This window comes from Rhizobium sp. NFACC06-2 (assembly GCF_900101425.1).
GTDB lineage: Bacteria > Pseudomonadota > Alphaproteobacteria > Rhizobiales > Rhizobiaceae > Agrobacterium > Agrobacterium leguminum.
The window spans coordinates 295,987-321,620 of record NZ_FMVA01000001.1 but is presented as its reverse complement, the minus strand read 5'-3'; the positions used below and the strand labels follow the sequence as shown (position 1 = coordinate 321,620).

Below are 25,634 nucleotides of genomic sequence, written 5' to 3'. Positions count from 1 at the left end.
CCCAATCAGGATGACGAAATGAAAACACCCGGCGGCTTAAGAAAAGCCGCGCGGTTGCATTCGCATAACGGAGCCGGAGGCAATCACTTGCGCAAAACGTGCAGCATGCCCTTGCGCTTGGCGTCGTAATAATAACCGCGCGCATAAAGCCGGACCGCGTTGTCGCGGTCGTTGCCGGCCACAACCCATGCGCCGCGCAGATATTTGACGGCGTATTTGAGGTTGGTTTCGGCATCGAAAAGGCCGGAGGCGGGGCCATCGAAGCCCATGGAGCGGGCCGTGGCGTGCCGGATCTGCATCAGGCCGAAATTGCCGCTGCTATAGGCGCCGGGATTATATCGGCTCTCGCGCTGCACGACGCGGTGAACCAGATCTTCCGGCACATCATACATGGTGGCGTATTTGGTAATGAGGCCGCTCAGCTTTTCGCGTCCGGCCGGCGCGGAATTGAGCGGCGCCGTCATCGATTCGTTCTGGCGGATGGCGGCCAGCGCGGCGTTGGTGGGACCGGCGGCATAGGCCAGAACCGTGCTGTCCGGCTTCGGCAGCGGAATGACTTTGCGTTCCGCCGTCAGTTCGGTGCCGATGGAGGGCGAGCCGGGCGGCGGCGGTGCGGGCGGGAAGCTGCCCTTGACGGCAACCACCTGCGGCAGATCGGCGGCGGCATTATGGGTAGCCGGCTTGACCGCCACGTCAGCCGTTTCGATGGCTGCGGCCGCCGGAGTGGCGCTTGTCGGTGCCAGCGCCGTGGCCGTGGTCGGCGGAGATGTCGTCACACCAGCTTGGGCGACTTCGTTCTGCTGCGGCTGCATCTGGGCGGCTATGGCTGCGGCTGCAGCAATTTCAGAAGCCGGCGGCAGCGCCACGCGTCCGCCCTTGACGGCGACTGCGGTGGGAAGTGCTGTAGGCTGGGAAGGGGTTGTGGTTTCGGCGGTCTGCACCGTTGCTGCTGCTGCCGGGGTCGCGCCCGCTGCTGCTTCGGCCGTTGCCGGCTGCGCCGATGTCTGCGCAGGAGTGGTCGCGGGATTGACTGTCGCGATCGTCGGGCCGTTCGGCCCTTCCTTTGCGGTATATTCGACGCTGGTACATGCGCTCAATGCCAGTGCCAGACCCACGGTGGAAGACAGAAGAAGTGCACTTCTTCCGCGGAATTTGCCGGAATTTCGCATGTTGCCGCCTTCGTTATGCCTGTCTTTCGATACCCCCGCGTCGAGCGAAGCAGGCAGTGTCCCGTCGCGCCTTCATTAACCTATTGTAAGGATAGCGGCAAGCCGGGACGTTTCTCCCCGGCTTTCGGGCGGTTTTTCAGGCGGCGATGCGCCTGTATCCGGCGCTGACGGCGCGGCCGGAAATGAAGTGAGTGCGGTATTTCGGCCGGATTTTTTTATCGCCCGACATGCGGCGCACAATCGCCAGAGTAGGCCCGGCAAACAGCGCCTGCGCGGTCAGAATCACCAGCGCCAGAAGCAGGATGGCGGCCTGCGCCATGGCAAGCGTTTCAATTGCATTGCCGGAGGTGGACACGAATTGCGGCAGCAACGCCAGAAAGAAAGCGAAGTAGCGCGGGCGCAGGGCGGCAATGGCGTAACAATCGCGGAAAATACCGCTCCAGGATTTGCCCGGCAGGTTGTCATTATCGGCATTGGCGGCCTGGGCGGCAGGCGTGGCGAAGGTCCACAGGAGGAACAGCATCAGCCAGCCGATGCCGGCCCATTGCACGATTTCCACGAAGGATTGCGGCAGCCAGGCGAGACCGGCCACCGGAATGGCGGAAATCGTCATGGCCGTGACAATGCCGAGCGCGCCGCCGATGACGGAGGCGAAGACCGTCTTTTTGCCGCGAATGGCGGCATAAGAGGCAACAGAAAATACAAGGGGAGAGGGGAGTGCGAACACAACGGCACATGCTGCACAAAAAATCAGCCAGGCCTGTCCAGACATTCTCTTCCTCCTTGCCCTCCCTGTCGCCGTATTATTTTAGCCTATCGTAAAATCAGGCCGCTGTGAACGGCTGACCGACGTGTTCCATCACTTCGGTAAACCATTTTGCAGAGAGGTCGAAATGCTTTCCGCCCTTGATACGCGGAAACTCGATGGTCCGCAATTTGCCATTCTGGCCTTCGTCATGGCCGGTGACGCCGGAGACCTTGTTGAGCGCGCTTTCGACGGCGAGATCGACCATGCCCTGAATGAGGCGCAGGTCGTCGCTATTGGCGGCGGCGGAGCGGGCGAAATAGCCTGATTTCTGCACCATCGAGCGTTCCGCACCGATGAGGCTGGCGAACTGCTTCTGGAACCAGCCGCCGACATTGATGGTGTCGATCTTCACATGGCCGAAAGCGTCGCGCTTGACAGCCTCGCCGGAGGCTTCGCGTTCGGCGACGATGGAATCGAGGCCCGCACCTTCGGAAACGAACAGCGTGACATAGCCGTTCCTGTCCATGATTTCCTTCAGGCGCTCGGCTTCCGCCTCGATGTCGAAGGCCATTTCCGGCAGGTAGATGCCGTCGATGTTCTTCATCTGCGTGTTCATCATCAGGCCTTCGACATATTCATTGCCGCTGGTCTTCTGGATATAGGCACGGGCGGTGGCGGCCGTCAGCCAGCCGCAATGGCGGCCCATGACTTCGTGAATGACGAAGGTTTTCGGCGCTGCGCTCTGTTCGTTGCTGACATTGTCGAAGAAGGAGGCGCCGACTTCGGCGGCCGTCCAGGCGCCGAGCGACTGCTTGATCGGCACCACGTCGTTGTCGACCGTCTTCGGCAGGCCGACGACGGTGAGGTTGTAGCCGTTGGCGCCGAGATAGGCGGCGAGGTCCGCAGCCGTCGTATTGGTGTCGTCACCGCCGATGGTGTGAAGAATGGTGATGCCGTCAGCCGCCAGCCGGTCAGCCGCGACGCGAAGCGGATTGTCGCCTTCCTTGACCAGGCCGCGCTTGGCGCAATCGGCTGCATTGGTGAGCTTGACGCGGCTGTTGCCGATCGGCGAACCGCCGTAACGGTGCAGCAGATGCGCCTTTTCCCGCATATCCCTGGTGATCTCGATGCGATCACCCAGAAGCACGCCCTGATAACCCGAGCGGTAAGCGATGATGTCGATCTCGGGCGCGATGTCGCTGTAACGCTCGATCAGGCCGCCCACGGCCGAAGAGAGACAGGGCGCAAGGCCACCCGCGGTCAGCATTGCGACTTTCTGTTTGGCCATCATGGCTCTCCTTTTCACATATACCCAAAGACATGTCTGGCAAATGGATGCGACAGCCGCGTGTAGGTGTAAAGTGAATTTATGAAGAAAAACGCCGATTTCTCGCGGTTTTTCAGCGGCTTGAGCAAAGTGGCGGAATATAATCGTTTCAATCGGCATAGCCGGTGGTCGGCTTCCCGCCATCTGTGGAAAACTGTCGCGTCATCGTCTGGCGCGCTCTTGTTCCTGAAGCAAAACTGTCGCAAAGATGAATAAAAGTTAATGCCGCCGGCCCGCTGGACATATTGCATTCGCGGCAATATCCCGTCATGCTTGTCGCATGATGTTCGATTTCGCCTGTCTGCAAATTTCATCCCTGTGGGAACGGCTGCTCGGCGCAATCGGCGACGCGGCAGGCGGTGCGCTCGGGCGCGTGGTGGAAGCCATCCGCACCCTTTTCGAGGGCGATCCGGAAACCCGCCGCAAGGTTTCCTTTTCCGTGGCAATCATCGCGCTCTCCGCCAAGATGGCGAAGGCCGACGGTGTCGTCAACGATGCGGAAGTGCGCGCCTTCCGGCAAATCTTCGATTTTCCGGAAGAAGAAGCCAAGAACGTCGCCCGTCTTTATAATCTCGCCCGTCAGGACGTTGCCGGTTACGAAGCCTATGCCGAGCGGCTTGCCGGTCTGTGCGGTTCCGGACATGCCAATTGCGAGATGCTGGAAAGCGTTATTGACGGCCTGTTCCACATCGCCAAGGCCGATGGGCTGATCCATGAGCGGGAACTGGCCTTCCTCGGCCGGATCGCGGAAATCTTCCGTATCACCGAAGATCACTTCGAAACGATCATGGCGCGGCATGTCCACATGGACGGGCGCGACCCCTATCGCGTGCTCGGCGTTTCGCCTTCCGACGATTTTTCCGATATTCGCCGGCGTTATCGTTCGCTGGTTGCCGAACACCATCCTGACAAGCTCATCGCACGCGGCGTTCCCATGGAATTGCATGCGGCCGCGAATGAGCGTATGGCGGCTCTCAACGCCGCCTATGCGGCCATCGAGAAAGAACGCCGCGTCGCATGAGTGAATGTCTGCCGGATTTTACCCCGGATTTCGGGGGCGCAGCCGTTGCGCCTTCGCCTAACCATGGTGAAAGGCTGGGTGTGGCCGGCCCCGATATTATCCTGCTGCATTATACCGGCATGACGACGGCCGACGGCGCGCTGTCGTGGCTCTGCAATCCGGAAAGTCAGGTTTCCAGCCATTATTTCGTCTTCGAAGACGGGCGCGTCATCCAGATGGTTCCTGAAACCCGCCGTGCCTGGCACGCGGGCAAAAGCATCTGGGCGGGGGATGAGGACATCAATTCCCGCTCCATCGGCATCGAGATCGCCAATCAGGGCCATCCCGGCGGCCTGCCGGAATTTCCGAAGAAACAGGTGCAAGCCGTCATCGAATTGTGTCGCGATTGCGGCCAGCGCTGGTCTATCGCCCCTGAAAGGGTGCTGGCGCACTCGGATGTCGCGCCGATCCGCAAGGTCGATCCGGGTGAAAAATTCCCGTGGGACATCCTGTCGCAGCACGGTGTTGGCCATTGGGTGGAGCCTGCGCCGATCCGTGGCGGGCGTTTTTTCCAGCGCGGCGATCATGGCCAACCGGTCGAAGCGCTGCAGTCGATGCTGTCCATTTATGGTTATGGCGTTGAAATTACAGGCGCTTATTGCGAGAAAACCGAAGGCGCCGTGGCTGCCTTCCAGCGGCATTTCCGTCCCGCTCTGGTGGATGGCATCGCGGATTTCTCCACCATCGACACGCTGCATCGGCTGATCGCCAGCCTGCCGAGATTTTCGGCCGCCTGAACGCGGATTCTGGAAAATCGTTCCCGGTTTTCTTGCCGTTCAAGTCGCTTTTTTTACCGTGCCACAGTTAATCCGCATTGAGGAAGTTTAAGAACGTTACTGCATGCGGTGTCGTTCTTCAGGGGAACCTGCCGTCAATATCAATCAAGGAGACCGGACAGCGGAAGGTCGTGATCGACTTTCCGGGCGCAAATTAATTGTGCCGCTTCATTGTTTCTGTCATCCGATCTGGAGACTTTTTCTACATATGAACAGGGTTGTTGTTGCTGTCGTGGCGGGCGTTGTTGTGCTCGCTTCGCAGGCGGGGATTGCTTTTGCCAAAGACGAGGACGTCAAGACCAAAACCGTGACGCTGGAGACCTTCTTCCGCAAGCCCGGTTATCCCATTCCCGAAAAAAGCCTGCCTTCCTCGCTCAGGAACGACTATTCCGATCTGATCGTCAAATATGCCAAGCGTTACGGCGTTCCCACCAATCTGGCGCATGCCGTGGTTTCGGTGGAAAGCAAGTTCAATCCGAAGGCTCGCGGCAGCGCAGGCGAGGTCGGGCTGATGCAGATCAAGCCGGCGACGGCGCGGATGATGGGCTATCGCGGCACGACCAAGGCGCTCTACGATCCCGAGACCAATATTCGCTGGGGCATGCAATATCTGGCGACGGCGCATCAGCTTGGCGGCGGCCAGGTGTGCAGCACGATCCTGCGTTACAATGCAGGCCATGGCGCCACCCGGATGAACCCGGTCTCCAAGCGTTATTGCGGCAAGGTGCAGGCGCTGCTGGCCGGCTGAGGCCGCCATCGATCGTCTGCGGAATTGCGAAAAGCGATTCCGGTTCGGCCCGGCATGCTGTAGTCAGAAGCAAATCTGATACGGAGCATGACATGCCGGATTTCAAATATATCGTCGTCGGGGCCGGGATGATGGGAGCGGCTGCGGCGCGGCATCTCTCAATGCAAACGGATGGCGTGGCGCTGATCGGCCCGGACGAACCCACCGATCGCAAGACCCATCAGGGTGTGTTTTCGAGCCATTACGACGAAGCGCGCATTACCCGCGGTTTTGATGGCGATCCGGTCTGGGCGGAACTCGCGCAGCGCTCCATCCGCCGTTATGCGGAGATCGAGGCCAAAAGCGGCATCCGCTTTTTCACGGAAGCGGGCTGCCTGTTTACCGGAAACGGCAGGGGGCTTGCGGGGGACTATGTCTCGCGCGCGCTTGCCTCGGCCGACCGTCTCGGCCTCGGTGTGGAGACACTCGGCACTGATGAGCTGGCTGGCCGGTTTCCTATGTTCTCCCTGCCGGCCGACCATAGCGGTTATTTCGAGGCGCAATATGCCGGCCACGTCAATCCGCGCGCCCTGGTGAAGGCGCAATGCACGATTGCCGTCGCGCAGGGCGCGCGGCTTGTGCGCCAGACGGCGGCGCATATTCGAGATACTTCCCATGGCGTCGAGGTTTCTACTCGAGAAGGGGCGGTTCATACGGCTGAAAAGGTCATCGTAGCGGCCGGCGGTTTCACCAACATGGCCGAGCTTCTGCCTTCTCCGGTCAATATGGCGGCCACGGGCCGCACCATCGTCTTTTTTGAGCTGGATGAGGCGCGGCAGGCGCTGTTCGGTGCGATGCCCTCCACCATCGTACTGGCGGAGACCGAGGACGACATCGTCTATATCCTGCCGCCGGTGCGTTATCCCGATGGCAAGGTCTATCTGAAGATCGGCGGCGAGAGCGAAAAGGGCAGGCTTGAAACGCTCACCGACGCAGTGGACTGGTTCCATTCGGACGGCACGCCGGGTGAGGTTGAGTTTCTGAAAAAGCGGGCGCTCTCCTTGATGCCGGAGCTTGCCGGCTGCCCGGTCACCTCAGGCTCCTGTGTTGCTTCCATTACCCGCAGCGGCTATCCCTATATTGGCTATACGCAATCCTCCAATATCGCGGTTCTGACCGGCGGCAATTTCGTCTCCGCCAAATCTTCGGACGAAATCGGCCGGCTGGGCGCCATGCTGCTTTTGAACGGTCAGTTGACCGAGGATGAATTCGCCGCCGAAATGTCGCCGGTTTTCGTCTGACATTCAGGGACGAAGCAGCTACAAGGTTGCGACGGAAATGAGCGGGTGAAGAGGGCGGCATGTCGGGACATTTCAGATACATCGTCGTGGGTCGCGGCATGATGGGGGCCGCTGCCGCCCGCCACCTGGCCGAAACGGTCGATGGCGTCGCGCTGATCGGCCCCGGCGAACCTGCCGACATCAAATCGCATCTGGGCGTCTTCGCCAGCCACTATGACGAGGCGCGGATTACCCGCACCATTGACAGCGATGCCGACTGGGCGCTGCTCGCCAACCGCTCGATAGCGCGTTACGCCGATATCGCCGCCAGAAGCGGCGTTGAATTTTATGCACCGGTCGGCTGCCTGATGGTGGGGCCTGAACGGGGCGGCGATAATCCTTTTGTCGACGATGTCCGCAAGGCGGCGGCGCGGCTCGGGGTTTCGACGGAACTGCTGGGCGGTGAAAGTCTGAAAAGTCGCTTTCCTTATTTCTCTTTTGAGCAGGGTTGTGAGGGCGTGTTCGAAAGGGACAATGCCGGATACGTCAATCCGCGTGGGCTGGTGAAGGCGCAGGCTATTCTCGCTGAAAAGGCGGGTGTCACGCTTGTCGACGATATCGTCGTCTCGACTCGGGAAGAGGATGGTCGCGCACGGGTGGAGACGGCCTCGGGCGCGGCTTATACCGCAGACCGGGTGCTGGTGGCGGCCGGCGGCTTCTCGATCACGAAAGATCTGCTGCCGCAGCCGGTGGCCCTCGATGTCTATGCACGCACCGTCGCTTTCTTCGAGGTAGATGAGGGCGATCTGGATCAATATGCGGACATGCCGTCGCTGATCTATGAGCCGCGCGACACGATGAAACATATCTATCTTCTGCCGCCGGTACGTTATCCCGATGGCAAATTCTACCTGAAGATCGGCGGCGATCCCGACGACAAGAGGCTCGGCAGCGACCCGGAAATCCGGGAATGGTTCCGCGCCGGCGGACGTGAAAGCGTGCGTGATCATCTCTCCGAGATCGTCGGATCGCTGGTGCCTTCCATCGATCTCTCGCGTGTCTCGATGGCCGCCTGCGTCGTCTCCAAAACGCAAAGCGGTTATCCGGCCATCGGCTTCACCGCCTCGCCGAAGATTGCGGTTCTGACCGGCGGTAACGGTACGGCGGCCAAGAGTTCCGATGAGATCGGACGGCTCGGTGCTGTGCTGCTGCGGGACGGAAAAATCGCCGACGGCGCCTTTGCTACGGATTTCAAGCCGGCATTTCTTTGATCCTTGCCTGCGCTTTTCGGTGGCTTTCGCCTCGGAACATGGTTATGCAGCCCATGCCAGTTGGCCGGGCAGCCGCGCTTTACCAATGTCGAAAGACGGTAAGGTGAGGAAAGTCCGGGCTCCACGGAAATACGGTGCCGGATAACGTCCGGCGGGGGCGACCCCAGGGAAAGTGCCACAGAGAGCAAACCGCCATGCATCGCATGGTAAGGGTGAAAGGGTGGGGTAAGAGCCCACCGCGCTTCTGGTAACAGCGGCGGCAAGGTAAACCCCACCGGGAGCAAGACCGAATAGGGATGACATGGGATTGGCGAAAGCCCGTTCACAGCCGGTTTCCAGGCCCGTCATCCGGGTGGGTTGCGCGAGGCGGCATGCAAATGCCGTCCCAGATGAATGGCTGCCACGTTCCGGGTCAAACCGGGGCCATACAGAACCCGGCTTACAGGCCAACTGGCGAATTTTCCTTTCCGACCCTGAATTGCGGGTCTCATGTGGGATTTGGTTATCCCGTTGCTTCATAAAAGAGAAATGGGTGTTTTGCGGCGAATTTCCACGCAGCGAAAGCGCATCGCCGCGCGCCCCGGTAAACCATTCGTTAAACTTAACGGCTTATGAATTTCCGATGCGAAGTCGGTATCGTGCCGGCTTCTCCCATTGACGCCCATAGTGTCCCATGATATCCCAAATGCACACCACATTGGGTCGTGTTTTTGACCCGCAATCGCTGAAACGAGTGAGGAGCCTACGAGGGGCTGCTGCAGGGCACGTCGCCCTGGCGCTTGGCGATGTGTCGTGCGTACCGGTGTCGTCTGCAAAGTGGATGGTTCGCTTTGCGGAATGTGGTTTTGGCGAGTTGAGTAATGGACCGCTTTTTATCGAACGTGACGAACAGGATCGACGCCAAGGGGCGCGTTTCGGTTCCGTCTCCGTTTCGTTCGGTGCTGGTCAGGCGCGGCATTCAGGAGCTTTATTGTCTTCAGGATTTCGCCTTTCCGGCCATCAGTGTCGGCGGTCCGGATTTGCTGGAGCGCTACGAGCGGCAGATTGCGTCGATGGATGCCTTCTCGCGGCAAGCGAACGCGATGTCGCTGCTGGTTCACGGCGGCGGCGTTTTCATGAAGCTCGACCAGGAAGGTCGATTGATGGTGACGGATTTCGTGCGGGAATTCACCGGCATATCCACCGAGGTCACCTTCGTCGGACGGGCGGATCATTTTCAGCTTTGGCAACCGGATGCGTTTTTGGCGGCGCAGGCGGAAGCAAGAGCGGGGCGCGGTTTTTCGGCTGCTCGCCCCGCCTAGGACGGGGACACGGAATGGCGGCGAATTCTGGCGGACGATCTTCTGATGCCGATGGCGGACCTCAGCGTCACATACCGGTCCTGCTTCGCGAAGTCATTGCCGCGCTGGAGCCATCATCCGGCAAGATCATTCTCGACGGCACGTTCGGCGCCGGCGGCTACACCCAGGCCATCCTTGATCAGGGCGCTGATGTCATCGCGCTCGACCGCGATCCGACCGCGATCGCCGGCGGTCAGGCAATGGTTGCCGCCAATGGCGGCCGGTTGAGCCTCATTCAGTCGCAATTCTCCGATCTCGCGAAACATGCGCCGCAAGGCGGGCTCGATGGCGTCGTTCTTGATATCGGCGTTTCCTCCATGCAGATCGACGAGGCCGAGCGCGGTTTTTCCTTTCAGAAAAACGGCCCTCTCGATATGCGCATGTCGGGTTCCGGCGTTTCGGCGGCCGATGTCGTCAACCGTGCGAAAGTCAGCGATCTGATCCGCATCTTCGGTTTTCTCGGTGAAGAAAAGCAGCCGGGCCGCATCGCCCGCGCCATAGAGAAGAAGAGGGCGGAAGAGCCGTTCCGCACCACCCGCGATCTGGCCGGCCTCATCGAAATCGTCACGCCGCGTAAGGCCAAAGACAAGATTCATCCCGCAACGCGGGTGTTTCAGGCGCTGCGCGTTTTCGTCAATGACGAGCTGGGCGAGCTGGCGCAGGCGCTTTTTGCCGCCGAGCAGGTTTTGAAACCCGGCGGCCGGCTGGTCGTCGTCACCTTCCATTCGCTGGAAGACCGTATCGTCAAGAAATTCTTCTCCGACCGTTCGGGCAAGGCCGCCGGTTCCCGGCATCTGCCGATGGTGGAGGACAAGCCCGCCATTTTCGATAACATCGGAAAGCCGATGGTCGCCGCCAGCGATGAGGAGGCGGAGCTCAATCCGCGAGCCCGATCCGCCAAATTACGGGCCGGTCTGCGCACGACCGCACCGGCGCGCGCGGCGGATTATTCGATCTTCGAGCTTCCCGATCTCGCCAGCCTTGAAAAGATGGGAGGCTGATATGCTGCGCACTTTCGATGTCATCTTGGTGGGTGTGATGGTCGCCGCGGCCGTCGTGACCTATTCGATCAAGCACAAGGCCGATCTGAAGCTTGAGGAGGTCCGCAAGCTGGAGGCCGAGATCAAGCTTGAGAAGGATACGATTGATCTCTTGAGGGCCGACTGGGCGCTCTTGACGCAGCCGAACCGTCTGCACCGGCTCGTGAATGCCTATCAGGATGAACTTGGCCTTTCGCCGACGCTGCCGACGCAACTGGCGCAGCCGCGCGAGCTGCCCATGCTGCGCTCGCAACTGCCGCAGCCGCCCGAGCCGGAAGGAATGAGCGTCGAGGATGTCATCGCCGCCGCCGTCAACGGTTCCAAGCCGGGTGCGACGCTTGGCGCGGCCACCAAAAAGAAATCACCGCCGGCTGGCCAGATTGCCGTCAACGGCACTCCGGTTCCGACACCCCGGGCGCGTGTTTCCCGTCCCACAGCGGCTCCGGCCGTCTCCGCCGTCGCGGGCGATGAAACCGACGACATGGATGACACGATAACAGGATCGGTGAACCGCTGATGTCTTTTCTCTCCCGCGTCATGGTTTTGAAGAGCAAGGCTCATTTTTCCGCCAGCACCACCGGTGTTTATACCGACCATGCGGCTTTTGAGGGCGCCCGCAAGAAGCGCGCCGCCCAGGCGAAAAGCCGCGTCGGCCTGATCATTTTCGGTTTCGTCGCCTTTTACGCCGTCGTTGGCGGGCGTCTCGTGCAATATGGCATGGCCGAGCAGGAAACGGTATCGAGCATCGCACCCGCCGACCGCTTGATGGCGTCGCGCCCCGATCTTCTCGACCGCAATGGCGAGGTTCTGGCCACTGATATTCGCACCGTCTCGCTTTTCGCCGAACCGCATCGCATCGTCGATATCGATGAGGCTATCGAGAAGCTGCGAACGGTTCTGCCGGATCTCGACCAGCGCAGCACCTATCAGAAGCTTTCCTCCAATTCACGCTTCCAGTGGCTGCGCCGCCAGCTGACGCCGAAGCAGCAGAGCCAGATTCTGGCGCTCGGCATTCCAGGCGTCGGCTTCCGCCCGGAAAAGCGCCGCTTTTATCCCGGCGGGCCGACCGCTGCGCATGTCGTCGGTCACGTCAATATCGATAATCGCGGCGTTGCCGGCATGGAACGTTACGTCGATAGCCAGGGCCTTGCCGATCTGACGGCGCTTGGCATGACCAGCGACCAGCCGCTGGAGCCGGTGAAGCTTTCCATTGATCTGCGCGTGCAGTCCATTGTCCGCGAAGTCGTGACCTCGGCCATCACCAAGTTCCAGGCGATCGGCGCGGGCGCGGTGGTTCTGGATGTGCATACTGGCGAAGTCCTCGCCATGGCCTCGGTGCCGGATTACGATCCGAACAACCCGGCCGAAGGCGCCAAGGAAGGCTGGCTCAACCGCATGTCGAACGGCACGTTCGAAATGGGCTCCACCTTCAAGTCCTTTACGATTGCCATGGGCCTCGATTCGGGTCGCGTCCGTCTCGGTGACATGTTCGATGCGCGTTATCCGATCCGCATTGGTGGCTTCACCATCAAGGACTTCCACGGCAAGGGCCGGATGCTTTCGGTGCCGGAAATCTTCCAGTATTCGTCGAACATCGGTACGGCCAAGATCGCCGACACTGTCGGCACCGAAGGCCACAAGGAATTCCTCACAAGGCTTGGCCTCCTGACCCGGATGCAGACCGAACTGCCGGAAGTGGCTTTGCCGTCGCAGCCGCGTGAATGGAAGAAGATCAACTCCATCACCATTTCCTTCGGTCACGGCGTTTCCACGACACCGCTGCAGACAGCGGTTGCCGGTGCGGCTCTCGTCAATGGCGGCAAACTGATCGAGCCGACATTCCTGCCGCGCACCCGCGAACAGGCGGATCAGGTGGCGAAACAGGTGCTGAAACCGGGCGCCAGCAAGGATATGCGCTTCCTCTTCGAATGGAACGGCGTCAACGGTTCAGGCCGCAACGCGCGCGTCGATGGTTTCAACGTCGGCGGCAAGACCGGTACGGCCGACAAGGTCGTCAACGGACGTTACGTGCACGACAAGAACTTCAACGCCTTCCTCTCGGCCTTCCCAATGGACGATCCGCAATATGTCGTGCTGTCCTTCATCGACGAGCCGAAGACGGACAAGGGCAATGGCGCGGCACTCGCCGGCACATCCGCAGCGCCGATGGTGCGCGATATCATCACCCGCACGGCGGCGGTGCTGGGCGTGAAGCCGAAGTTCGGCAAGGATGGCTCGGCCTTGCTCGTGTCTTATTGATTGTTAGCTTATGATGTTCCGGCGATTCGCGCCGGGGGGACAAGACGGACACAGTCGATGAATTTGCGAGATATATCCGGAAATGCGTTTCCGGAATTGAAAGAATTGCTCCTGTCTGAGATCGGGGCGATCGAAATCGGGGGGATCACCGCAGACAGCCGCAAGGCTGCGCCGGGCAGCCTGTTCGTGGCGGTTGCGGGCACCAAGGCGGATGGCGCGGCCTATGTGAAGGACGCGGTTGCCAAGGGCGCGGTCGCTGTCGTTTCCGGACACGCGCTGGATGCCGATGTGCCGGTGCTTTCGGTCACCGATCCACGCCTTTATCTCTCCCTTGCCGCTTCCCGTTTTTACGGAAAACAGCCGGAAACCATGGTCGCCGTCACCGGTACTGCGGGAAAAACGTCCGTTGCTTCCTTCGTGCGGCAAATCTGGGCTTTCGCCGGCCATCCCGCAGCGCAGATCGGTACGACAGGTGTGATTGCACCCGGCCGCGAGGACTACGGCGCGCTCACCACGCCCGATCCGGTAACGCTGCATGCGCTTCTGGCCGAACTTGCGGCCGAAGGCGTGACGCATGCGGCGATGGAGGCGTCCAGCCATGGTCTTGACCAGCGCCGTCTCGATGGAGTGAGGCTGGCGGCGGCCGGTTTCACCAATCTCGGCCGCGACCACATGGATTATCACCCCACCGTCGAGGACTACATGGCCGCGAAGATGCGGCTCTTCGATACGCTGATGGAAAAGGGCGCTCCCGCCGTGATCTTCGCCGACGATCCATGGTCGCAACAGGCGATCCGCGCGGCGGGCGAAGCCGGTCTCGATGTGCGCACGGTCGGTCGCAAGGGCGACTATCTGGCCCTGAAGCGTGTCGAGCACTTCCGTCACAAGCAGATGATCGAAGTGCATCATGACGGCGAGATTTATGAAGTCGACATCCCATTGGCGGGTGATTTTCAGGTTGCGAACGCTCTCGTCGCGGCCGGTCTTGCCATGTCCACCGGCGTTCCCGCGGCAACCGCGCTGAAGGCGCTCGAAAAGCTGATCGGTGCTGCCGGCCGTCTGGAACTCGTGGGCCAGACGAAGAACGGTGCGCTTGCCTATGTGGATTACGCCCACAAGCCGGATGCGCTGGAAAATGTGCTCACCTCGGTCCGGCCCTTCACCTCCGGCCGCATCATCACCGTCTTCGGCTGCGGCGGCGACCGCGACAAGGGCAAGCGCCCGATCATGGGCGAGGTTGCGACGCGGCTTTCCGACATCGTCATCGTCACCGACGACAATCCGCGTTCGGAAGATGCTGCAACGATCCGTTCCGAAGTCATGGCGGCAGCGCCCGGCGCTTTGGAAATCGGCGACAGGGCGGACGCTATCCGGCATGCGGTGTCGCTGCTTTCGCATGGCGATACGCTGATCGTCGCGGGCAAGGGTCATGAAGAGGGGCAGATCGTCGGTTCGGTAACGCTGCCGTTTTCCGATCATGAACAGGTGCGCGCTGCACTGGCAGGGCTGGAAGGATCGAAGATTTGAGCTGGTTATGGACAGTCGCCGACATGATCGCCATCACGGCGGGACGCCCCGTGGGCAACCTGCCGACCGGGATCACCGGCATTTCCATCGACAGCCGGACGGTCAAGCCGGGCGAAGCGTTCTTCGCCATCAAGGGCGACCGGGTGGACGGTCATGATTACACCAGTTTCGCCGTTGCGAACGGGGCGGGACTTCTGGTCGTTGCGGAGGCCAAGCTGCCGGCGCTCGGCCGCCTGACCGTGCCGATGATCGTGGTGGAAGATGTGCTTGCCGCACTCGGCAAGCTCGCCATCGCGGCGCGTGAAAGAACGTCGGCGCGCATCATTGCGGTGACCGGTTCGGTCGGCAAGACCACCACCAAGGAAATGCTGCGGCAGGCGCTCGCCCCTTCAGGCCGGGTGCATGCGGCGGTGGCCTCCTTCAACAACCATTGGGGCGTGCCGCTGACGCTGGCGCGTATGCCTGCCGACACGGAATTCGGCGTGTTCGAGATCGGCATGAACCATTCCGGCGAAATCCGGCCGTTGGTGAAGCTGGTGCGCCCACATGTAGCGATCATCACGACCATTGCTCCGGCCCATCTTGGCAATTTCAAGAACATCGAAGAGATCGCTAGCGCCAAGGCGGAGATTTTCGAGGGTCTGGAGGAGGGCGGTTCCGTCATCCTCAACCGCGATAACGCCCAGTTCGAACAGCTTGAAGAAGCGGCGCAGGAACAGGGTATCGAGCATATCCTCACCTTCGGGCAGCATGCCAAGGCGGATTTCCGCCTCGCGGATTTCGAGAGCACGACGACGGGCTCGACGATCTGGGCGATCCTGAACGGTGAAACCAGCGAGTTGCACATCAATATTCCCGGCCGGCATATTGCAGATAACGCAATGGCCGTGCTGGGCGCCGTTGCCGTCACCGGCGCCAATCTCGACCGCGCCTTCGAGGCGCTGGGAACGCTCGAGGCGGTAAAGGGGCGCGGCCAGCGCCATCAGCTGGCAATCAACGGCGGCACCTTCCTGCTGATCGATGAAAGCTACAATGCCAATCCGGCCTCCATGCGCGCGGCGATCGCCGTGCTGGCGGAAACGCCGACGCAGGGTCACGGAAGGCGCGTCGCAGTCCTCGGCGACATGCTGGAGATGGGCGAGTTTTCCGCGCAGTTGCATGAAGAATTGGCCGGCCCACTGCTCGCGGCCGGTATCGAACATGTCTGGCTGGCGGGTGAGGCGATGGCGGCGCTGCGCGATGCGCTGCCTGATAGTGTGACCGTCATCTGGTTCCCGACGACGGCGGAACTGACCGATTTCGCCCTGCAATGGGTGCAACCGGGAGACGCGCTGATGGTAAAATCGTCACTTGGCCTCGGTTTCGGCAAGATTGTCGCCGCCCTGCTTGACAAGTATCCGGCATTCCCCGAGACGGAACGCCAAGTCTGAAATAGCCTTTTGAAAGGGCAATTATGCTGATCTGGCTCGTCGAACTGTCGGATAAAATTCAAATCTTCAACCTGTTCCGGTACATCACCTTCCGGGCGGGTGCTGCAATGTTCACCTCTGCGTTGATCGTCTTCCTGTTCGGACCGGCGATCATCAATTCGCTGCGCGTGCGCCAGGGCAAGGGCCAGCCCATCCGCGCCGATGGTCCGCAGACGCATTTCAAGAAGGCCGGCACGCCGACCATGGGCGGGCTGATGATCCTTGCCGGCATTCTCGGCGGTTCGCTGCTCTGGGGCGATCTTTCTAATGTCTATGTCGTCGCCGTTTTGATGGTGACGCTCGGTTTCGGAGCCATCGGCTTCTACGACGACTATCTGAAGGTGACGAAGCAGAGCGACAAGGGCTTTTCCGGCAAGGCCCGTCTCGGCATCGAATTCCTGATTGCGGCGATTGCCGTGTTCTTCATGATGAAGATGGCGCTCGCTTCCGCCCCGCATGGCGGCACGCTCGGCAGCTCCATCGCGTTTCCCTTCTTCAAGGAATTCGTGATCAATCTCGGCTACTTCTTCGTGCTGTTCGGTGCTTTCGTCATCGTCGGCGCGGGCAATGCCGTGAACCTGACGGATGGCCTTGATGGTCTCGCCATCGTGCCTGTGATGATCGCCGCCGCCACCTTCGGCGTGATCGCCTATCTCGCCGGTAACGCGGTTTTCGCCAATTACCTGCAGATCAACTTCGTGCCCGGCACGGGTGAGCTTGCCGTCATCGTCGGCGCGGTCATCGGCGCGGGCCTCGGCTTCCTGTGGTTCAACGCGCCGCCCGCCGCCATCTTCATGGGCGATACGGGTTCGCTGGCGCTCGGCGGCCTGATCGGCTCCATCGCTGTCGCGACCAAGCACGAGATCGTTATGGTCATCGTCGGCGGTCTGTTCGTCATGGAAACACTGTCTGTCATCATCCAGGTCTTCTGGTTCAAGCGCACCGGCAGGCGCGTCTTCCTGATGGCGCCGATCCATCACCATTTCGAGAAAAAGGGCTGGACGGAAAGCCAGGTGGTGATCCGTTTCTGGATCATCTCCGTTGGCCTCGCGCTGCTCGGCCTCGCCACCCTGAAGCTGAGGTGAGCGATGATCCCGGTCACGTCGTTCAAAGGTAAGAAGGTCGCGCTTTTCGGGCTTGGCGGTTCGGGTCTCGTCACGGCCCGCGCGCTGGTGGCGGGCGGGGCGGATGTCGTTGCTTTCGATGACAATCCCGACAGTGTCGCGAAGGCCGAGGCCGAAGGCATCAAGACGGCGGATCTTCGGACGATTGACTGGCCCTCCTTTTCCTCCTTCGTGCTGGCGCCCGGCGTGCCGCTGACGCATCCGAAACCGCATTGGTCGGTCGACCTTGCGAAAGCTGCGGGCGTCGAGATCATCGGCGATATCGAGCTTTTCATCCGCGAGCGCCGTGCGCATGCGCCGGACTGCCCTTTCATCGCGATTACCGGCACCAACGGCAAGTCGACAACGACGGCGCTGATCGCGCATATTCTCAAGGCGTCCGGCCGCGATACGCAGCTTGGCGGCAATATCGGAACGGCGGTGCTGAGCCTCGATCCGCCGAAGGCGCAGCGCTTCTATGTTGTCGAGTGCTCGTCCTACCAGATCGATCTCGCACCGACGATCAATCCGACCGCCGGCATTCTGCTCAATCTGACGCCCGATCATCTCGACCGGCACGGGACGATGCAGCACTATGCCGACGTCAAGGAACGGCTGGTGGCGGGCAGTCAAACGGCCATCGTGGGTGTTGATGACAGCCATTCGACGCTGATTGCCGACCGTATCGAACGCGCCGGCGTGAAGGTGGAGCGCATTTCCAAGCGCAATGTCGTTTCCGAAGGTCTCTATGCCGAAGGCAGCCGCATTTTCCGTGCGCATGGCGGCACTTCTTTGCTGCTCACCGATCTCGAGGGTATCCAGACCCTGCGCGGCAGCCACAATGCGCAGAATGCGGCGGCGGCAATCGCCGCCTGCCTTGCGGTCGGGGTTTCCGAAGAGGAAGTTCGCGCAGGCCTGAAGTCTTTTCCCGGCCTCAAGCATCGTATGCAGCCGGTCGGCCGACGTGGCAATGTCACCTTCGTCAATGACAGCAAGGCCACCAATGCCGATGCTGCGGCACCGGCGCTTTCAAGTTTCGACCGTATCTACTGGATCGCCGGCGGTTTGCCCAAGGCAGGCGGCATCGCCAGCCTCTCGCCGCTTTTCCCGCGCATCGCCAAGGCCTATCTGATCGGCGAGGCGGCCGCGGAATTTGCCGCGACGCTTGGCGAGGCCGTACCTTATGAAATATCCGGCACGCTGGACAAGGCCGTGCAACATGCGGCGGCGGATGCGGAAAAAGATGCGACGGCCGGCAATATCGTGATGTTATCCCCGGCTTGCGCAAGCTTCGATCAATATAAGAACTTTGAGATCAGAGGTGATTCGTTCGTCGCGCAGGTCGCGGCGCTCGATGGCATGACGATGCTGGTTGACTCTGGAAAAGGGGGCTGAAGGCCATGGTAAGCCGAGTTGATCGCGGTCCGGTCGCGGAGTGGTTCTGGACCATCGACCGTTTCTTTCTGGCGGCGTTCATCGCGCTGATGGGCATCGGCCTGATGCTGTCCTTTGCGGCCTCGCCTGCGGTTGCCGAGCGCATCGGCCTCAACAGTTTCTTCTTCGTCGAGCGTCAGGCGATGTTCATGGTGCCGTCGCTGGCAATCATGGTCGGCCTATCCTTCCTGTCGCCGCGTCAGGTGCGGCGCGTCGCGGTCATCATGCTTATCGTTTCGCTGCTGATGATGATCTTCGCGCTGTTTTTCGGCATCGAGGTCAAGGGTGCGCGGCGCTGGATTTCCATCGGCACTTTCTCGATCCAGCCATCGGAATTCATGAAGCCGGCCTTCGTCATCGTCTGCGCCTGGCTCTTTGCCGAACGGGCGCGCCATCCTGAAATTCCGGGCAATCTCTTCGCCATCATCACCTTCGGCATCGTCGCCGCACTTCTGATCGCCCAGCCGGACTTCGGCCAGACGATCCTGACCTCCGTGGTCTGGGGCGGCATGTTCTTCATGGCCGGCGTGCCGTGGTTCTGGATCATCATGCTCGGCGGTCTCGGCGTCGGCGGTATCATCACGGCCTACCTGATGTTGCCGCACGTCGCGGGCCGTATCGACCGGTTCTGGACGGGTGAGGGCGATACGTTCCAGGTGGACACGGCGCGCGAGGCGATCATTCGCGGCGACTGGTTCGGTCGCGGGCCGGGCGAGGGCATCGTCAAGCGCATCATTCCCGACAGCCATACCGACTTCATCTTCTCGGTTGCTGCTGAAGAATTCGGCATCGTCTTCTGCATGTTCCTGGTGGCGATCTTCGCCTTCATCGTGTTGCGCGGCCTTTCGCACGCCTTCAAGGAAAAGGACGATTTTTGCCGCTTTGCCGTGGCCGGCCTTGTGCTGCAGATCGGCATGCAGTCGATGATCAATATCGGCGTCAATCTGGAACTGATGCCCGCCAAGGGCATGACCTTGCCGCTGATTTCCTATGGCGGCTCGTCGATGATGGCGATATGCGTGACCGCCGGCTTCCTTCTGGCGCTGACACGCCACAGACCCGAAAAGCGGGCGCAGGAGCGGAGTTTCTTCCGCGTCGGTTCCGGCGTTCCCGCGGAGTAAACGATCATGAGCAAGGGTATTGTTCTTCTTGCCGCCGGGGGAACCGGCGGCCATGTTTTTCCAGCCGAGGCGCTCGCGCACACGCTGAAAGCGCGCGGTTATCAGGTGCACCTCGTTACCGACAGCCGCGCCGAGCGTTATGCGGGCAAGTTCCCGGCGGATGAAATCCATGTTGTGCCGTCCGCCACCATCGGCTCGAAAAATCCGATTTCCGTGGCGCGTTCGCTCTGGAAGCTGTGGGTTGGTCTGCGCGCCGCGCGCCGGCTGGTGGCGAAGCTGAAGCCTGTCGCAGTTGTCGGTTTCGGCGGTTATCCCACCGTGCCGCCGCTTCTGGCATCCACCGGGCTTGGCGTTCCCTCCATCATTCATGAGCAGAATGCGGTGATGGGCCGCGCCAACAAGGCGCTGGCAGGCCGGGTGAAGGCAATTGCCGGCGGTTTCCTGCCGCCCGCCAACGGCCAATATTCCGACAAGACGGTAGCGACCGGTAATCCCGTGCGCCCAGCGGTGCTGGCGGCGTCGGAGATACCCTATACGCCCTCGCAGACGGGTGAGACATTCCAGCTTGTCGTTTTCGGCGGCAGCCAGGGTGCGCAGTTCTTCTCGAGCGCGGTGCCTGCGGCGATCTGCCTGCTGAAGGATGAGCAGCGCAAGCGCATCGTCGTCACCCAGCAGGCGCGGCCGGAAGACAAGGACAGCGTGATCGCCTCCTATCAGAAGCTCGGTGTGAAGGCGGATGTTTCGCCCTTCTTCGGCGACATGGCGTCGCGCATCGGCGAGGCCGATCTGGTCATCAGCCGCTCGGGCGCATCGACCGTATCGGAGCTTTCGGTGATCGGCCGCCCGTCGATCCTCGTTCCCTATCCGCATGCGCTCGATCACGATCAGGCGGCGAACGCGGCAGCGCTTTCGGCGGCGGGCGGGGCAAGCGTCATCAAGCAGGCGGAACTGTCGCCGCAGAAGCTTTCCGGCCTGCTGTCCTCAGCGCTTTCGGAGCCGGACCGTCTTTCGGCAACGGCGGCGGCAGCAAAGGCGACGGGCAAACCGCATGCGGCGGATGTGCTGGCCGATCTGGTCGAGGCGATTGCTTCCGGCCGGTCCGTACAGGAATTCAAGAAAAAGAATGAAGGAGTTGGGGCATGAAGATGCCGAAAGCCATAGGCCTTGTGCATTTCATCGGCATAGGCGGGATCGGCATGAGCGGCATTGCCGAAGTGCTTCACAATCTCGGCCACCGCGTTCAGGGGTCGGATCAGGCCGACAACGCCAATGTGCAGCGCCTGCGCGACAAGGGCATCGAGGTTTTCGTCGGCCATACGGCGGATAATATCGGCGATGCTGAGGTGGTGGTCGTTTCCACCGCCATCAAGAAGAACAATCCGGAACTCATCGCGGCGCGTGAAAAGCACCTGCCGATCGTTCGCCGGGCCGAAATGCTGGCCGAGCTGATGCGTTTCCGTAACGCCATCGCCATCGGCGGCACCCACGGCAAGACCACGACCACCTCCATGGTCGCGACTCTGCTGGAAGCCGGCAATCTTGACCCGACCGTCATCAACGGCGGCATCATCAATGCTTATGGCACCAACGCCCGCATGGGCGAGGGCGAGTGGATGGTGGTGGAGGCCGACGAATCCGACGGCACCTTCCTGAAGCTGCCGGCCGATGTGGCCGTTATTACCAATATCGATCCGGAACATCTCGACCATTACGGCAATTTCGACGCCGTACGCGCCGCATTCCGTCAGTTCGTCGAGAATGTGCCGTTCTACGGTTTCGGCGTCATGTGCCTCGATCATCCCGAAGTACAGGCGCTGGTTGGCCGCATCGAGGACCGCAAGGTCATCACCTATGGCGAGAACCCGCAGGCCGACGTGCGGTTTTCGAATGTCCGCATCGACGGCACGCGCTCGGTGTTCGACGTGGAGATCCGCCGTCGCCGCACCGGCAAGATATTCTCCTTCAAGGATCTCGTCCTGCCGATGCCCGGCCGCCACAACGTCTCGAATGCGACGGCGGCGATTGCGGTTGCCAATCGTCTCGGAATTTCGGAAGCCGATATCAAGAAGGGCCTTGCCTCCTTCGGCGGCGTCAAGCGGCGTTTCACGCTGACGGGCGAAGCCAATGGGGTGCAGGTTTTTGACGATTACGGTCACCACCCGGTCGAGATCAAGGCTGTGCTGAAGGCGGCGCGGGAGGCCTGCAAGGGCCGCATCATCGCCGTGCACCAGCCGCACCGCTATAGCCGGCTTTCCAGCCTGTTCGACGATTTCGCGCATTGTTTTAACGATGCCGACACGATTATCCTTGCTCCGGTCTATGCCGCGGGCGAAGATCCGATCGAGGGTGCAAGCTCGGAAGCGCTGGTTTCGGCCATCAAGGCCGCCGGCCACCGGGACGCCCGTTTTCTCGAAAAACGGGAAGATCTCGCCTCAGTGGTTGCAGGCATTGCGAATCCGGGTGATTTCGTGGTTCTCTTGGGGGCTGGAAATATCACGCAATGGGCAGCAGTACTGCCTTCGGAATTGAAGAGCATATCAGGAAAGTCTGAATGAGACAGGTCGATGGGGTTAAATTGCTGGGGAGGCTCGGCGACGGGGTAAATGAATTGCGGGGACGTCTGACACCGGATGCGCCCATGGACCGCGTGACGTGGTTCAGAGCTGGCGGTCTTGCAGAAGTCATGTTCCAGCCGCACGATACCGACGATCTGATTGCCTTCCTGAAAATTCTGCCGGAAGACGTGCCGTTGACCGTGGTTGGCGTCGGCTCGAACCTTCTGGTGCGCGATGGCGGCATTCCGGGCGTTGTCGTCCGTCTGTCGGCCAAGGGCTTTGGCCAGGTGGAGCTTGCCGGTGAAAACCGCATCAAGGCGGGCGCGATCTGCCCGGACAAGCATATTGCCGCTATGGCCATGGATAATGGCATTGGCGGTTTCCATTTCTATTACGGCATTCCCGGCTCCATCGGCGGTGCGCTGCGCATGAATGCGGGCGCCAATGGCGGCGAGACGCGCGAGCGTGTGGTGGAGGTCTATGCGGTCGACCGTCAGGGCAACCAGCATGTGCTTTCCAATGCCGATATGGGCTACAGCTATCGCCATTCCGGCGCCGATGCAGGTCTGATCTTTACGGGCGCGCTGTTTGAGGGTTATCCGGAAGACAAGGCGAAAATCCGTGCCGATATGGATGCCGTGCGCCACCACCGCGAAACCGTGCAGCCGATCCGCGAGCAGACGGGCGGTTCCACCTTCAAGAACCCCGAAGGTCATTCCGCCTGGGAACTGATCGATGAGGCGGGCGGTCGCGGTCTGGTCATCGGCGGCGCGCAGATGTCGTCGCTGCATTGCAATTTCATGATCAATACCGGCCATGCGACCGGTTACGATCTGGAATATCTGGGTGAGACCATCCGCAAGCGGGTGTTCGAGAAGTCGGGCATCCGGCTGGAATGGGAAATCAAGCGCCTTGGCCTGTTCATGCCGGGCCGGGAAGTGGAGCCGTTCCTCGGGGCTTAAGCCTCGGCGAATGCTGCCAATTGCAAGAAAAACCTGCTGTTGATCTGGCCGTTTCATGTATCGTAACGGTCAATCAACAGTTTTTGCCATATTATCGGGGCGAAGCGACGTCTCGTCCTTCTATTAAATTACTTTTTATCAGGAAATACCAACGGCATTACGTGATCTAGGCGCTTTTGAGCATGATGTTGGGTCTTTGGAAAAAACCGATCGAAATGATAAGTTTTTCGGTCGCCACGTCGGAGGGCCGCAGGCGGCTCGAGCCACTGGAATTCTCCATTCGTATCGCTTGTCTCGTGACGATCATTGTCATCCTGATGTGCATGGGCGGCCTGACGTTTCTCGCGCAGTTCGGGCTGGTAACTGATCTCTTCAACGGCATCATGTTGAGTGTGACGCTCGGCGGGACGGTGGCGTTTACGATTACATTGCTGGTCTGCTGGCTGAATTCCAGGGAAGTGAAAATTCTCGTGCAATCCCACGAGCGCTTCCTGCATCTGAGCCATACGGACGCCCTGACCGGCCTCAGCAACCGGCTCGGCCTTTATGCTGCATGCGCTGAACTGGGCAGCGACTATTGCGTCGCCTTTATCGATATCGATCATTTCAAGAAGGTGAATGACAGATACAGCCACCTTGCCGGTGATCTCGTCATCTCAAACGTCGCCCGCAGGATAAGGGAGCATTTCGATCCTTCTGCGCATGTCGCCCGCCTGGGTGGCGAGGAATTTGTCGTTGTGCAGGAAACCAGCCCGCTCGCCTTTCTGCAGATGTGCGAAAGGGTTCGCGCAGCCATCGAGACCACCCCGGTGGAGTATCAGGATTTGCGGATCACGGTGACGATTTCGATTGGCGTGGCGTTTCGCGGCGACGCCGACATTTTCGACAAGGTCATGCACAATGCCGATCTGGCGCTCTATCGGGCAAAGGAAGGAGGGCGCAATCGCGTCTGCATGACCGGTCATGTGGAGCGGCGCCAGGCCGTGGCGTAAGCGTTAAAACAGGCAAACAAAAGCCCGCGAAACGAAGGTTTCGCGGGCTTTTTAATGTCTGGCAATCCGTTCGGATCAGACTTCGTCCTTGCGCGACAGGAGGATGCAGGCGAGCGTGATGAGCGCCGATACGCAGAGATAATAGCCGACATACCCCATGCCGTAGTTCACCTGCAGCCATGTGGCGATGTAAGGCGCCAGCGATGCGCCGAAGATGCCGGCCATGTTGAAGGTGATGGACGAGCCGGTGTAACGCACGCGGGTCGGGAAGGGGGCGGCGAGCGCCGTTCCGATCAGGCCGTAGGTCATGCCCATCAGCATCATGGCAAGAGCCGCGAAGACGAAGATCGAGCCTTCGCCACCGGACATCAGGCCGGGCAGCAGGAAGGAGAACAGGCCGATCAGCACCGTCGTCAGGATCAGGATTTCACGGCGACCGAATTTTTCGGCGAGCTTGCCGGCGATCGGAATGAAGATGCCGAAAACGATGGAGCCGAGGATCTGCACTTCCAGCGCGTCGAGGAACGGGATTTTCAGGACCTTGACGTTGTAGGACAGAAGATAGGCGGTGCCGATGTAGAAGAGCACGAAGGTGGCCAGCGCCACGAAGGTGCCGAGCACGAGGCTGCGCTTGTGGTTGCGGAACAGTTCCGCGACCGGCACGGCCACACGTTCTTCCTTTTCGATTGCCTTCTGGAAGTCGGGCGTTTCGGTGATGGACAGGCGAACCCACATGCCGACCGCGATCAGGATGATCGACGCGACGAAGGGAATGCGCCAGCCCCAGCTCAAAAGCGCTTCCTGAGACATGAAGTGCAGCAGGATCCAGAACACGCCGGACGAAAGGAACAGGCCAACGGGTGCACCGAGCTGCGGGAACATGCCGTACCAGCTGCGCTTGCCCGGAGGTGCATTTTCCGTGGCGAGCAGGACGGCGCCGCCCCATTCGCCGCCAAGGCCGAAACCCTGACCGAAGCGGCAAAGCGCGAGCAGCAGCGGGGCCAGAACGCCGGCGGTCTCATAGGAGGGCAGGAGGCCAATCACGACCGTGGAAACGCCCATCGTGAGCAGGGCGGCGACAAGGGTGGTCTTGCGGCCGACCCGGTCGCCATAGTGGCCGAAGACCACAGCGCCCAGCGGGCGGGCGAAAAAGGCGATGGAGAAGGTGGCGAAGGACGCCAGAAGCGCCGTCATCGGGTCATTGTTCGGGAAGAACAAAGTGGGGAACACGAGCACTGCGGCCGTGGCGTAAACGTAGAAATCGAAAAACTCGATGGTCGTGCCGACCAGGCTGGCAGTGAGAACTCGTGCAGGCGAATTTGTCTTTACAACGTTCGAAGTGTCAGCGGTCGGCGATACCGGAGATATCGCGTCGGTCATGGTATTGGTTCCATTTTGGATGATTGCAATGTCATGCCTTGGGAGGCGATGACTGCGTTAACGCAATTTTTGTTCTTATGGAATGCTAAAAAAG

At 60.7% G+C, this 25,634-nt stretch carries 22 protein-coding genes and 1 other RNA gene; 19 read left to right on the top strand and 4 right to left on the bottom strand.

Going from position 1 to position 25,634, the window contains the following annotated elements; translation table 11 throughout:
- Nucleotides 1-83 precede the first annotated feature (83 nt).
- The 3 genes from F3H58_RS01755 to F3H58_RS01745 form a co-directional block, all read right to left on the bottom strand.
- The gene (locus tag F3H58_RS01755) at nucleotides 84-1,169 is read right to left on the bottom strand and encodes a lytic transglycosylase domain-containing protein (protein WP_149741002.1); all 1,086 of its coding nucleotides are present in this window, start codon (nucleotides 1,167-1,169) and stop codon (nucleotides 84-86) included.
- A gap of 136 nt (nucleotides 1,170-1,305) precedes the next feature.
- The gene (locus F3H58_RS01750) at nucleotides 1,306-1,941 is read right to left on the bottom strand and encodes a LysE family translocator (protein ID WP_149741001.1); all 636 of its coding nucleotides are present in this window, start codon (nucleotides 1,939-1,941) and stop codon (nucleotides 1,306-1,308) included.
- A 52-nt stretch (nucleotides 1,942-1,993) separates the two neighbouring features.
- Entirely contained in the window at nucleotides 1,994-3,205 is a 1,212-nt protein-coding gene (locus tag F3H58_RS01745; protein WP_149741000.1) for a pyrophosphate--fructose-6-phosphate 1-phosphotransferase, read from the bottom strand.
- Between the two features lie 319 nt (nucleotides 3,206-3,524).
- On the opposite strand from F3H58_RS01745, the gene F3H58_RS01740 reads away from it, so the two are divergent.
- The 19 genes from F3H58_RS01740 (at nucleotide 3,525) to F3H58_RS01650 (ending at nucleotide 24,160) form a co-directional block, all read left to right on the top strand.
- Nucleotides 3,525-4,265, top strand: coding sequence for a J domain-containing protein (locus F3H58_RS01740; protein ID WP_003522185.1), 741 nt, complete (start codon nucleotides 3,525-3,527; stop codon nucleotides 4,263-4,265).
- A complete protein-coding gene (locus F3H58_RS01735; RefSeq protein WP_003522186.1) occupies nucleotides 4,262-5,041 on the top strand; it encodes an N-acetylmuramoyl-L-alanine amidase in 780 nt (259 codons plus the stop codon). The genes F3H58_RS01740 and F3H58_RS01735 overlap by 4 nt, the downstream gene beginning before the upstream one ends.
- 247 nt (nucleotides 5,042-5,288) lie before the next feature.
- A complete protein-coding gene (locus tag F3H58_RS01730) occupies nucleotides 5,289-5,828 on the top strand; it encodes a lytic transglycosylase domain-containing protein (RefSeq protein ID WP_149740999.1) in 540 nt (179 codons plus the stop codon).
- Between the two features lie 92 nt (nucleotides 5,829-5,920).
- Entirely contained in the window at nucleotides 5,921-7,108 is a 1,188-nt protein-coding gene (locus F3H58_RS01725) for an FAD-dependent oxidoreductase (RefSeq protein ID WP_149740998.1), read from the top strand.
- 59 nt (nucleotides 7,109-7,167) lie between these two features.
- Nucleotides 7,168-8,358 carry an NAD(P)/FAD-dependent oxidoreductase gene (locus tag F3H58_RS01720; RefSeq protein WP_149740997.1) on the top strand — a complete coding sequence of 397 codons (1,191 nt, stop codon included), beginning with the start codon at nucleotides 7,168-7,170 and terminating at the stop codon, nucleotides 8,356-8,358.
- Between the two features lie 56 nt (nucleotides 8,359-8,414).
- An RNA gene (gene rnpB / locus F3H58_RS01715) (RNase P RNA component class A) lies at nucleotides 8,415-8,816 on the top strand.
- Nucleotides 8,817-9,218: 402 nt separating this feature from the next.
- The gene (gene mraZ, locus F3H58_RS01710) at nucleotides 9,219-9,659 is read left to right on the top strand and encodes a division/cell wall cluster transcriptional repressor MraZ (protein ID WP_149740996.1); all 441 of its coding nucleotides are present in this window, start codon (nucleotides 9,219-9,221) and stop codon (nucleotides 9,657-9,659) included.
- Between the two features lie 14 nt (nucleotides 9,660-9,673).
- Nucleotides 9,674-10,699 carry a 16S rRNA (cytosine(1402)-N(4))-methyltransferase RsmH gene (gene rsmH, locus F3H58_RS01705; protein WP_149740995.1) on the top strand — a complete coding sequence of 342 codons (1,026 nt, stop codon included), beginning with the start codon at nucleotides 9,674-9,676 and terminating at the stop codon, nucleotides 10,697-10,699.
- Between the two features lies 1 nt (nucleotide 10,700).
- Entirely contained in the window at nucleotides 10,701-11,255 is a 555-nt protein-coding gene (ftsL, locus tag F3H58_RS01700) for a cell division protein FtsL (protein ID WP_149740994.1), read from the top strand.
- Nucleotides 11,255-12,997 carry a peptidoglycan D,D-transpeptidase FtsI family protein gene (locus tag F3H58_RS01695; RefSeq protein WP_149740993.1) on the top strand — a complete coding sequence of 581 codons (1,743 nt, stop codon included), beginning with the start codon at nucleotides 11,255-11,257 and terminating at the stop codon, nucleotides 12,995-12,997. The genes ftsL and F3H58_RS01695 overlap by 1 nt, the downstream gene beginning before the upstream one ends.
- 57 nt (nucleotides 12,998-13,054) lie before the next feature.
- On the top strand, nucleotides 13,055-14,524 hold the full coding sequence (locus tag F3H58_RS01690) for a UDP-N-acetylmuramoyl-L-alanyl-D-glutamate--2,6-diaminopimelate ligase (protein ID WP_149740992.1): 1,470 nt from the start codon (nucleotides 13,055-13,057) through the stop codon (nucleotides 14,522-14,524).
- Complete coding sequence (locus tag F3H58_RS01685) at nucleotides 14,521-15,954, top strand: UDP-N-acetylmuramoylalanyl-D-glutamyl-2,6-diaminopimelate--D-alanyl-D-alanine ligase (RefSeq protein ID WP_065655810.1); 1,434 nt, start codon at nucleotides 14,521-14,523, stop codon at nucleotides 15,952-15,954. The genes F3H58_RS01690 and F3H58_RS01685 overlap by 4 nt, the downstream gene beginning before the upstream one ends.
- 23 nt (nucleotides 15,955-15,977) lie before the next feature.
- Complete coding sequence (gene mraY, locus F3H58_RS01680; protein WP_003522196.1) at nucleotides 15,978-17,078, top strand: phospho-N-acetylmuramoyl-pentapeptide-transferase; 1,101 nt, start codon at nucleotides 15,978-15,980, stop codon at nucleotides 17,076-17,078.
- Nucleotides 17,079-17,081: 3 nt separating this feature from the next.
- On the top strand, nucleotides 17,082-18,491 hold the full coding sequence (gene murD / locus F3H58_RS01675) for a UDP-N-acetylmuramoyl-L-alanine--D-glutamate ligase (RefSeq protein ID WP_149740991.1): 1,410 nt from the start codon (nucleotides 17,082-17,084) through the stop codon (nucleotides 18,489-18,491).
- Nucleotides 18,492-18,496: 5 nt separating this feature from the next.
- Nucleotides 18,497-19,651: a putative lipid II flippase FtsW gene (gene ftsW, locus F3H58_RS01670; RefSeq protein WP_149740990.1), complete on the top strand. Its 1,155-nt coding sequence runs from the start codon at nucleotides 18,497-18,499 to the stop codon at nucleotides 19,649-19,651.
- Between the two features lie 6 nt (nucleotides 19,652-19,657).
- A complete protein-coding gene (gene murG / locus F3H58_RS01665; protein WP_003522199.1) occupies nucleotides 19,658-20,794 on the top strand; it encodes an undecaprenyldiphospho-muramoylpentapeptide beta-N-acetylglucosaminyltransferase in 1,137 nt (378 codons plus the stop codon).
- Nucleotides 20,791-22,206, top strand: coding sequence for a UDP-N-acetylmuramate--L-alanine ligase (murC, locus tag F3H58_RS01660; protein ID WP_149740989.1), 1,416 nt, complete (start codon nucleotides 20,791-20,793; stop codon nucleotides 22,204-22,206). The genes murG and murC overlap by 4 nt, the downstream gene beginning before the upstream one ends.
- A complete protein-coding gene (gene murB, locus F3H58_RS01655; protein ID WP_065655815.1) occupies nucleotides 22,203-23,168 on the top strand; it encodes a UDP-N-acetylmuramate dehydrogenase in 966 nt (321 codons plus the stop codon). The genes murC and murB overlap by 4 nt, the downstream gene beginning before the upstream one ends.
- 182 nt (nucleotides 23,169-23,350) lie before the next feature.
- Complete coding sequence (locus F3H58_RS01650) at nucleotides 23,351-24,160, top strand: GGDEF domain-containing protein (RefSeq protein WP_149740988.1); 810 nt, start codon at nucleotides 23,351-23,353, stop codon at nucleotides 24,158-24,160.
- A gap of 75 nt (nucleotides 24,161-24,235) precedes the next feature.
- Here F3H58_RS01650 and F3H58_RS01645 read toward each other — a convergent pair whose 3' ends face one another.
- A complete protein-coding gene (locus tag F3H58_RS01645) occupies nucleotides 24,236-25,540 on the bottom strand; it encodes an MFS transporter (protein ID WP_003522203.1) in 1,305 nt (434 codons plus the stop codon).
- Nucleotides 25,541-25,634: the final 94 nt, after the last annotated feature.